The sequence below is a fragment of the Ancrocorticia sp. genome, assembly GCF_052089425.1.
Classification (GTDB): domain Bacteria; phylum Actinomycetota; class Actinomycetes; order Actinomycetales; family Actinomycetaceae; genus Ancrocorticia.
In genome coordinates, this window is sequence record NZ_JBQCZW010000054.1 from 1 (window position 1) to 9,753 (window position 9,753).

The 9,753-nt window shown below is 57.5% G+C and carries 10 protein-coding genes; 3 read left to right on the forward strand and 7 right to left on the reverse strand.

The features are described from left to right. Positions 1-210: 210 nt before the first annotated feature. From ACTHV6_RS11310 to ACTHV6_RS11340, 7 genes are all read right to left on the reverse strand, one after another. Complete coding sequence (locus ACTHV6_RS11310; protein WP_441387685.1) at positions 211-1,176, reverse strand: zinc-binding dehydrogenase; 966 nt, start codon at positions 1,174-1,176, stop codon at positions 211-213. 427 nt (positions 1,177-1,603) lie between these two features. After that, positions 1,604-2,302 carry a dipeptidase PepE gene (gene pepE / locus ACTHV6_RS11315; protein ID WP_441387686.1) on the reverse strand — a complete coding sequence of 233 codons (699 nt, stop codon included), beginning with the start codon at positions 2,300-2,302 and terminating at the stop codon, positions 1,604-1,606. Between the two features lie 10 nt (positions 2,303-2,312). Then, positions 2,313-3,362, reverse strand: coding sequence for an S-methyl thiohydantoin desulfurase domain-containing protein (locus ACTHV6_RS11320; protein WP_441387687.1), 1,050 nt, complete (start codon positions 3,360-3,362; stop codon positions 2,313-2,315). Next, a complete protein-coding gene (locus ACTHV6_RS11325) occupies positions 3,362-4,300 on the reverse strand; it encodes a DUF1177 domain-containing protein (protein ID WP_441387688.1) in 939 nt (312 codons plus the stop codon). The genes ACTHV6_RS11320 and ACTHV6_RS11325 overlap by 1 nt, the downstream gene beginning before the upstream one ends. Before the next feature lie 55 nt (positions 4,301-4,355). Continuing rightward, positions 4,356-5,981, reverse strand: coding sequence for an OPT/YSL family transporter (locus ACTHV6_RS11330; RefSeq protein WP_441387690.1), 1,626 nt, complete (start codon positions 5,979-5,981; stop codon positions 4,356-4,358). Between the two features lie 83 nt (positions 5,982-6,064). After that, positions 6,065-6,715: an aspartate/glutamate racemase family protein gene (locus ACTHV6_RS11335; protein ID WP_441387692.1), complete on the reverse strand. Its 651-nt coding sequence runs from the start codon at positions 6,713-6,715 to the stop codon at positions 6,065-6,067. Beyond that, positions 6,712-7,440, reverse strand: a complete 729-nt coding sequence (locus tag ACTHV6_RS11340; protein WP_441387693.1) for an AroM family protein — start codon at positions 7,438-7,440, stop codon at positions 6,712-6,714. Before ACTHV6_RS11340 ends, ACTHV6_RS11335 begins: the two co-directional genes overlap by 4 nt. Before the next feature lie 78 nt (positions 7,441-7,518). On the opposite strand from ACTHV6_RS11340, the gene ACTHV6_RS11345 reads away from it, so the two are divergent. The 3 genes from ACTHV6_RS11345 (at position 7,519) to ACTHV6_RS11355 (ending at position 9,639) form a co-directional block, all read left to right on the forward strand. Further along, on the forward strand, positions 7,519-8,319 hold the full coding sequence (locus ACTHV6_RS11345; RefSeq protein WP_441387694.1) for an IclR family transcriptional regulator: 801 nt from the start codon (positions 7,519-7,521) through the stop codon (positions 8,317-8,319). Between the two features lie 179 nt (positions 8,320-8,498). Next, a complete protein-coding gene (locus ACTHV6_RS11350) occupies positions 8,499-9,089 on the forward strand; it encodes a recombinase family protein (RefSeq protein WP_441387696.1) in 591 nt (196 codons plus the stop codon). A 109-nt stretch (positions 9,090-9,198) separates the two neighbouring features. Then, complete coding sequence (locus ACTHV6_RS11355; RefSeq protein WP_441387698.1) at positions 9,199-9,639, forward strand: hypothetical protein; 441 nt, start codon at positions 9,199-9,201, stop codon at positions 9,637-9,639. The last annotated feature ends 114 nt before the right edge of the window (positions 9,640-9,753 follow it).

The window sequence follows — 9,753 nt, forward strand, 5'->3', positions numbered from 1 at the left end:
GCCCCAACGATCACTTGACCATGACACAGCCACAGCACTTCGGTGGATCAGGGCTAAACCCGCTCACTGGTGCATTATCTCTGACACACCTCAGTAATCCCGCACGCTGGGATCTGTGCGGGGGGCCGTCCGCAAGGGCGCCCCCCCCGCGACCAAAAGATCAACAAACCATGCTGACCTCCAATCTACTGGTCGCACGAAAGGCCGAGGCTAGTCTGACAAGCCCGTCTCAATCACGATCTTCCCGTGCGATGAGCGCGGATGGCTCATGTATTCAAAGGCTTCGATTAGTTCTTCCATGGGGTATACGCGATCAATAGTCGATCGGATATTATTCTTCTCAAGCATGTCATAGATGAACGCTTTACCTTTCGCGAGCATTTCAGGGTTCTCAATGTAGTTAAAAACCGAGTAGGCGCGGAAAGTAGCATTTTTCTGGTACATGTCAACGAGCGGGAGCGGCAATATCGGAACACTTCCGTCAAGTTTTCCGTAGAAACAGATGTGAGCGTTTCGAGCGAGCGCCGGACTGTATCGCGCGATCAGCCCTTTACCGACTGAGTCTAAGACTAGGTCCAGTCCATCACCATCGGTGAGTTGTTTGAGCTCGTCGGCCATGTCTTGTTCGCTAGGAACCAGAACATGATCCGCACCCATTCTATGGAGGTACTCGATGTTGGCTTCGAATCGCGTCGTCGCGATCATCTTCGCTCCGAGGAGTCGCCCGATTTGGAGCGCCGCTGCCCCCGCTGTGCTGGTGGCGGCGGTTACCAGTACATGAGTTCCAGGACCGACGCTCACAATCTGAGTCAAAGGAAAATAAGCAGTCATGTACTGCATCCAGATGGAAGCACTCTCGACGGTCGACAGATTCGTCGGAGACATCGTTACGTAACGAGCGTCTATAAGGAGCGATTCCGCGCTGGCTCCGCGGTCGTCGTAGAAGTAGGGCAAGGTCGAGACCCGGTCTCCAACAGCCCAATCTGCAACGCCGTCCCCGATCGCGTCGATGGTACCAGCAGCTTCGATGCCGACTCGTGCGGGAAACTTCGAAAAGCTGAAGGAGTATCTGTCTTCCATCAAATCCATGTCGCCCCAATTCAGGGCAAAGGCTCCGACGCGGACTCGCACTTCTCCAGGGCCAGGATCGATTCGTGGTTCGGTTTCAAGTTTCAAACCCTTATAGCCAGCGTACTCGTATATCCGCCAAGCGCGGGGCATACTAAAATCCTTATCTAGATGTACGGAAGAACACAAATATTTCACAGTCTTTTAACATTGTATCTGTTAAAAGACTAAGTTAACGTTTACTGTTGCAAAATCATAGACGTGCGTTATGCGAAAATATTCGGTCTGTGAATGTGATTATAGTTTCATAACGGCTTGGCTACGTCAATGGCCCAATGGAGACACAGATAAAACACCTGCGTAGACCCGAGTTGTCTCAGGGCGATGAGGTTTGTTCTGGTGATCGTCGGTGAGTCAGGAGCGTTGCGGGATGGTGTCTTCGCGGGTGGCGGTAGGCGGAGCGGATAGAGCCAAAACATCAAGGGCACTAAGAAACTTCTCAGGTCAGATCGTAGGCAAGTGATCTCTGCACGCCTCATCCTGTGTTCTGCGCAGGGATTGTCAGTTTTCCGAGTTCGCATTCGACCGGTAAATGGTCTTTGAGGAAGAGCCTGGCGGTTTCTCCCGCTAGTGTCAGGTCGGTGTCGCTGATGCGAAGCCACCCGCCCTCACGGATCCCGAGAACGGGAGTGTCGTTTTCTTCGTGGAATTCGTGGATTCGCTTCTCTCGCGTCTCGCCCATGTGGATGCTTTCCGGATCGGGGTCAACGTAGTGGGGGTTGATTTGGAAATCAACTAACCCCAGTGCGTCGAAAGAATCGGGTTCGACGATAGGCATGTCGTTGGCCGTTCGGATTGTAGGGCAGGCGAGGTTAGTTCCGGCGGAGGCGCCTAGGTACGGAGTACCAGTGCGGACGCTTTCGTCGAGGGGGGCAAGGAGGTCTAGTCGCTGGACCATGCGCAGTAGACGCCATGTGTTTCCGCCGCCGACGTAGATGGCCTCGGCGTCGTGGATGGCAGCGATTGGATCCGGCGTCGAATGGATCCCAGTGATCCGTGCGCCCATAGGCTCGAATGCCCTTGCAATTCTGGCTGTGTACTCGTCGTAATCAGCCAACGCGTATGGGAGGAAGAGCACGTGACGTCCGTCGACGATAGGAAGCGCCGCCTCACGGGCATGGGCCCATGGTGTGGATCCGTGGTTCGTGGAGTTGGAGAGTAGCAGTAGGTCCATGGTGATCCTCCTACCCCGCGTTGACTTCGTCTCCGGCAAGCAGCGCGGCGACTGGTTCCATGAGTTCGGGCATGTGCATGGTGCTGCTGAGGAGTAGGGAGCTTCGGGGGACGACGACCGTGACGACATCCAGACCTTCGCTAAGGTGTGCAGATACTACGGGGTCTCCGGTAATGCCGTCGAAGGTCATGATCAGGTCGGGGAACTGGGCAACTTCGGTGTTATCGGCGATGGCGCTCATATACTCATTGACGAATGTCAGATCGACACCATCTATGTGAAGGCTTCCGACGTCGAATCCGGAGACCTGTGAGATCGTGAGATTCTGCACTGGTCCGTGTCCAATGACGCGCCCGCCGAGAAGTCGGGTAACTGCGTCCACCCCGCCGGAGGCATGGGCTTTCCCCACGGCAATAGCTTGGGTGATTGCACCAGGGGCCCCTTGCTGGGCGAGAAAGTCGACCGAAATGGGATTTCGTGTGACTGCGATTAGACCTCCGGAAACCACAGACAGTGAACGCATGGCGCGGGAGGTGGTGTTGAGCGAGCCTAGGACGATTCCCTGAGAGTGCTCACTCTCGGGACCGCCGGCGAATCCGGCCATGCTCGTGTACGTAGGGTCACGGTGTAGACCGAGTGCCCCCATGATCCCAGTCGGGTGAGCGCGCCCATTGCAGGGGCAGTCGAGGAGTGGCAGCCCGGTCATGGCGGCCTGCAGCCAACCGTTGACTGTGCCCATCGCGCCGTTCTCATTGGTGGCGACAGCACCTACGGTTCGGGTGCCACGTTTGATGAGTTCGGCGTTGAGGTAGTCAGTACTCGTGTGAAAGTCCGCGTTCGAAAGTTCGGCGTCCGGCGCTCCGGGTGCACCGACACCCGCGCAGATGGCGACGAGCGTGTCAGCGGGCAGTTCGTCTACCGTCAGCATCCGGATCTCGCCTGCTGCTAAAGCAGCATCAGCGAAATCGAGCCCGGCGGCCACGTGCCCACCGCCCCCACCACCTAGGACAGTACCGCCGATCACAGCGGGGGCGATGTCTTCCTGAGTGAGCACACGCATTACGCGATCTTTCCTTTCGTCTGCAGTCCGCTCATCGAGCCGTAGCGGCTGGTAAGGGCAACGAACTCATCCTCGTCGTGGAAGACGGCCTGTCCAACGCCATGGGCCTTTGCGGTCTCGATCAGGAAGCGGACGGTGCTATCGATGCTCGCCATATTCGTGGCTCCGGTGCCACTACCGGGAACGGTCGTCTCGGCCGTGATGGCTACCCCAACGACCGAGGCGTCCGTCGCGACGCATGGCTGCATTATCGAGTTCACGTGATACACCTCGTTACCGTACGGAGTGATGTCCTGCATGGTGATCGGTAGCACGACCGGAGGTGTTCCGGCCGTGTCGGAGTAAATCTGCAACAGGTCCTCGCTGACGCGAAGGATCCAGCCCGCTTTCACTGTGGGTGAGATGGCGAATCCGAGATGGTTGCAGATGCGATTTCCCTTAGTCGTGTCCACGCTCAGAATGGCGTCCATGGCGGATTCGACTTCCTCGGCATTCATAGTGTCGATATCTACCGGAGAGTCCATGAAGTCCACTGGCTCGTGTGGACGGGTGGGCGCATCTGGGCAGATGTGGGTGGTGATGATGACATCGCCGGGTAGCTTGTCTCCCCGATGGGCCATCTCGCCGAGCTTCGCGGCAGCTGCGACGACAGTGAGTGCACCGTCGCCGTCGGAGACGAATCCGATCCGGTCGGGCCGAGCGCCAAGCCCACCAAGACGGCCTATAAGGCCAAGGGTGGGCGCTCCACCGCCAGCCATCTTGCCATCCGTCCCCGGGATTACGACGCGGAGGAAGTCGGTGCTGCCGCGAGGTCCGCTGATAGTACGGGACGAAGCATCTTGGATGCCGATCTCAGCGAGCCACGCCACCACCGAGTCACCGGTGACGGCAGAGTCATCGAGGATGTCGAGCGCACCAATGATGTGTTTGTAGGACATGTCACTCCTTTTTGGATTTGAGGACCGGTAGGAGACCTAGCGGAAGAGAACGTCGTTAACGTGCGCGTACTACTGAGCTGAAGAAGTCGTACACGGCTCCTCCCGCAATAAAACCTGCACCAAGTGTGTAAAGGGTGACCCTAATACCCTCGCCTCGCCATCGAATAAGAATCGCCCGCACAATAATGGCGCCAAATACAGTCAACCCGGTAATCGGATCGGCAACCAACAGTCCCGTCGCAAAGAGGACACCCAGCTGTTTTCTAGGGCCACCGAGAATTTGGACTACAGCGCCCAATGGCGACCAGATTGCAAGTTGAGTAAGCAACTCATCGGAAGTACCCGCTTCAATGGTTGATACATACACGAAATCAATCGGCGGAATCAGGCCAAGATCAAAGTAGGTACTGTGGAATACCGATACCAGCGCAATCGCCACACCGAAGCCGATAAGCGTAGCTTTGAATTGTTGTTTGCGTCCCTGCATTTCTGCCGCCGTCTTTACGTGACCCCGAACAATAAAACCCGCTCGTAGGTCGTAACCCAAATCAGCGAAGGCAGGACCGGTCGCCGCCGTGAAGCCAACGAGTAAAGCCAGTGCTACCGGCGGAAATCCTATCAGCATACCGATGACTAATGAAATTAGTGATACAGCAAATGCCGGGAACCAGCCCGATTGCATGGCAGCGATTCCAACAATAATTTCGGTGGCAAGCGCGCTAAAGGCGGCAAAAACAACGAACAGAGCCAGCATTCCCAGAGATAGGTCCGCCATGAGGCCCCCCAGAAGCGCGATGATGACCGCGACAAGCGCATAAGCCACATATCCGAAAGCGAAGGTTCGGCCTGCCTCGCCACTGGAACGCGTATAGCGCTCCTCCTGATTTCCGTCTGATTCTCGAAGTTCAGATTGCGTTTTATTCTGTTGAAGATTTTCGCGACGTTGTTTTACGAGAATAACTACGAATTGTATTAACGCTACAAGACCGGCACCAATCATAACGCCATGGGCAATGTATAATTCATTTAGGTCTATGCCGGCAACATCCGGTGCATAACCGCTAACGACTAGCCCCGTGGCGAAGGCGATCATCGCGAAGATGTTCGCAATGAAAGCAATTCCGGCAGCGCTCATAGGGATGTTGACAACTGCGCCGACGATCCCTGTTAATATTCCTACACCCAAGATGCCCGCTTGTTTACCCCCGCTGTCCACCGCTTTGATGGTTTCGGCGGCGGCTACGCCCGACGGCCAGGCTCCACTGGCGGGAAAAACTTTAGAGTCAAATACGCGGTAGATCATGAAGCCATCGATGAGAAGGGCGAAACCGACACCAATCAGCATGGGGACCATAAGGTCCGGTCGTCCCATCACGTATGGGATGCCAAGGGGTATAAACAGGCTATTGGCGGCACCGAAGGTGGCTGCTGAAATGGCCGTCTGGACAGTGACCTGTCCTTGCTGACTCCTCAGCCGGTAAAAGATGCCGAGCGGTATCTTCGAGAGGATGACTGCGACTAGCACCCCGATGATGGAAGTGTTGGGGGTGACGCCCAGTGTTGTGATTAGCTGCATGCCAATGATCGCACCGAGTATTGAGACCGTGATGACGGTGAGAACAAAGGGTATATCGAAGAGTCGTTGGGATTGCGTAGAGTTATCCTGATGCGACGTATTCATGAGAAGTCTCCGCCTGTAGGAAGTCGAGTACAGACTTTGCGGTCACCGCACAAAAGCTGTTCGGGCATGGGAGTTTGTCCGGGTCAACCCGTGGGAGGTGTGGGTCGGACGACGAGGCCGGCAACTGTACCTGCGGCCATCACGGCGTCCACGACAGGGAGCCCTGTTCGTTCAGTGACGTCTGCGGCCAGACCGATCGTTGTAAGACCAGTACAGGCAAATAGGATGCTCTCCGCCCCAGCGTGTTTCAGCGTGTCGGCGGCCCGGAGTGCCCTCTCGTAAGACTCCGGGCGCATGAGATCGGTGGTGGATGCGACACCGTCAGGGACGAGATTAGCCTTGAGCCGGGGCCCCAAGATACTAGTGATGGCTTCAGGGACCTCGGGCGTGATGCCTAGGACTCCGACATCCCCGCCCGCGGCTAGGGCGAGCGATGCTCCCGAAGAGCCCGCCCCGATGATCGGGATTCGCACTCGGGACCGCAGCTCGGGCAGACCTGGATCGGCGGCGCAAGAAATGATGACAAGCCGCGCGCCGTCACCTTCGAGCTGATGCCCGAGATTGACGACCTGTGGCACCGCCTGTGCAAACGTCTCATCGCTATGAACGCCATGGGGGTGGTCAGGGATAGCCCGCGTAACAATCGTCTCGCCAACTAGATGCTCGATCGCACGGGCGTGGCTCGACAACTGGGACTCGGTAAGAGTCGACGCGACCCGGATCAAGCCGATCATGCCGCCAGCGCTTCCCCGACGAGCCGACTCACGATCGAACGTGCGAGTACGACTGGAAGACCAGTGGCCGACTGGACCCAGCTGCGGTGCTGCTCGGTGTACCCCATACAGTCAAGCACCAGGGTCGTCGCCCCACGGTCGGCAAGGCCTGTCGCCACATTCCGGTAATCGTCCTCAGTGGCACTGTAGGGGTCGGCGGAAGCCGCAATGACGGGGCTAGGGGCGAACTTGTTGGCGCTGTCCGCTTCTTGTTTGGCTAACGGGCACAGAACGCCAATCACATCAGTAGCCAGGGCACGAACGCCACCGATGAACAGCGGCGACGCGGTGAATAGGCTGTGCTGACTGGTGAAGGATGGGAACGTCCCGGTGCATAGGAGCAACGTCGCGTCTACCCCATCGCGCTCGAGTTCATCAATACGCTGTTGGATCAGCGGCAGGACGAGATCTCTTCCGAACACGACCGAAGTTTGGTCGGACAGCCAAGAGGTCAGTAGCTCATCGCCCTCCCTGACAGGCGTAGCGGCGATCGCCCCTGCATCCCATCCATCAAGGGCCCCCCGTTCCAGCACCGTGATACCCGGCCAATGGCGTTCCATTTCCGGAACCATATCTACGCGGGGCGACTGCCCGATCGTTACGACACCCAACTTGGTCAACGCTGACCCCCTTGACTCGCGGTTGATATCCACATTGGCTAAAACACTGGTGTTAATGTCCTTCACTGTCAACCATTTCCCTATATATGAGATAATAAGTTGAAGGAACGCTTGCGGATCCACGACACAGGAGCTAGAAGAGACATGGCCCGTGCCAACGACAGATCCTCTCCGTTGCAGACGGTTGACCGCGCGCTCGAGGTGCTCTTGTCCTACTCGGAGGGACGCCCCGACTGGGGCGTCCTGGAACTGGCTGAAGTGCTCGGCATTGACAAGTCCTCGGCGCACCGGATCCTCGCGGCACTGGCCGCTCGTCGGTTCCTGTACCGGGATCCCGTGTCCCGGCGGTATCGCTTAGGCCCAGCCGTCTGGCGCATGGCTTCACTATGGAACCGCACACGCGGCTTGGAGTCTCTCACCAGGGGTGTCCTAGAACCGCTAGCGATCGAGACAAAACGCACTGCATTGTTTGCGATTCCCGACGGCTTGCATGTGCGATGTGTGACGGCTGTCGACGGTGGGGCCTCAATACGCAATCATCCGCTGGTGGGAGAGCTGTACCCCGCCAATGCCGGTGCCACATCCCGCGGCTACTTTGGGTTCCTCGACGCCAATGAACGACGTACCCTCACTTCGGGAAGGGTCTTCGCCAAATTCACCGAGCTGACCGAGAGTGACGAAAACGCAGTCGAACAACTCTTCACCAGTACGGCCCACCAGGGGTACGCGTATTCCGATGGGGAGTACGACTATGGCACCCGCGCTTTAGCCCTCCCAATCCGTATCCGTAAACGTCCCGTGGGTTCGCTCAGCGTCGTGGAAGGCAAGCATCCCTGCCCTTCGGACTCGTTGCTTGACTACCTACCTCACTTGCATGTCGTCGCCGGTGAAATCTCCGCCCTCCTAGAGGCGAGTACAACTTCACAGCAGCATGCCGAACGGTGATCGCTGCGATCCCGCTCAGCTGCTACCCGAATCTTTGCATAGCTCCTTCAGGGCTCTCCATTTAAAGCACGCCACTTATTACTGCGACTCACATACTGAGGTGTCTTACATCTATGTGTTGCAACTAAGTGCGTAGAATGGTGTCATGATGCTTAGTTGCAAGACAGTTTGGGGTTGACGTGAGCAAACTTATTGGATATGCGCGAGTTTCGACTCGAACCCAGGACGCCGCCCGACAGGTCGAGGACTTGGTAACTGCCGGGGTCCGGCGCGATGATCTGTACATCGACCGTGGGGTCTCTGGAGCTCGAGCATCTCGACCAGGATTCGACCAGGCTCTCAGTGCACTCGAATCCGGTGACACGTTGGTGATCGCCACGTTGGACCGGTTAGGCCGGTCCACCCAGAACATGCTCGATTTCGCTCAACAGCTCCGCGACCAAGGTGCAGCGCTACGTGTGCTCAACCTCGGCGGCGGCGATGTCGATACCTCTACCCCAATGGGTTCGATGGTCTTCACCGTGATGGCAGCCCTGGCGCAGATGGAACTAGACATCAAACGCGAACGCATCAACGACTCCGTAGCCAAACGCAGAGCCGCCGGTAAAGATCTCGGCGGCCGCCGACCCGCCTTCACCGACAGCCAGATCCGCAGCGCATTGAAACTCATCGAAGCCGGAGAACCAGCCACCCAAGTCGCCCGCGATTTCAAAATGTCGAGAGCCACCCTCTACCGGCGCATCCAACAACTCCCCTCCCCCGCCAACTGAGTCAGAGCTATCAAGAGGGGCCTGAATATGACCCCAGGCCAGTTGCGCCACAGCCTGTGGCGCAACTGGCCTGCGACCTAGTATTATTCATGGTGAATAGGAGGCTGTTTTGACGGAATCTCCGACTAGAGGTCCATCTCGGACTAAGGCTCGTGCGGGGCGGATCGCGGCTAAGCGCCTGCGTGTGCATCCTAAGCAGTTCCGAGCGCGCCGCTTCTTGGACCGTATCGACCGCGATCGGATCGTGATTGAGCTACTCGAGGCAGGAAGCAGCCAAATGAGCGTCGCCGCTGACCTGGGGATCTCTCAAGCGACCGTTCACCGGATCGCTGCTCATCGTGAACAGGTAGAGCAAGACCGTGAGGATCCCACCCCCGCAGAAGTCATCGCCCGTTGCTGGAACGCTCAGATCACCCGCGCGGAGATGATGGCTGATCTGTTGGCCCGATCTTACCGGGAGGGCTCCATCCCCGAGCACTCTCATGACGCCTACACTCGCGGCACCTGGGACCAGATCCGAGAGGCCTACTTAGCCTTGATCCACCGATGAGCCCTCGGGTGTGGGCGGCGTGTTAACAGGGAAATGCGCCTCTGACCTGGGAAAATAGGGATGTTCTAAGTCTCTGTTTCCCAGCCAGGAAGGCGCATCTCTCAGGTGCTATTC

Excerpts from the sequence above, each read along its gene's own strand:
- ACTHV6_RS11330 (WP_441387690.1), bottom strand. The coding sequence starts at position 5,981 with ATGAATACGTCGCATCAGGATAACTCTACGCAATCCCAACGACTCTTC.
- ACTHV6_RS11345 (WP_441387694.1), top strand. The coding sequence starts at position 7,519 with ATGGCCCGTGCCAACGACAGATCCTCTCCGTTGCAGACGGTTGACCGC.
- ACTHV6_RS11320 (WP_441387687.1), bottom strand. The coding sequence starts at position 3,362 with ATGCGTGTGCTCACTCAGGAAGACATCGCCCCCGCTGTGATCGGCGGT.
- ACTHV6_RS11335 (WP_441387692.1), bottom strand. The coding sequence starts at position 6,715 with ATGATCGGCTTGATCCGGGTCGCGTCGACTCTTACCGAGTCCCAGTTG.
- ACTHV6_RS11325 (WP_441387688.1), bottom strand. The coding sequence starts at position 4,300 with ATGTCCTACAAACACATCATTGGTGCGCTCGACATCCTCGATGACTCT.
- pepE (WP_441387686.1), bottom strand. The coding sequence starts at position 2,302 with ATGGACCTACTGCTACTCTCCAACTCCACGAACCACGGATCCACACCA.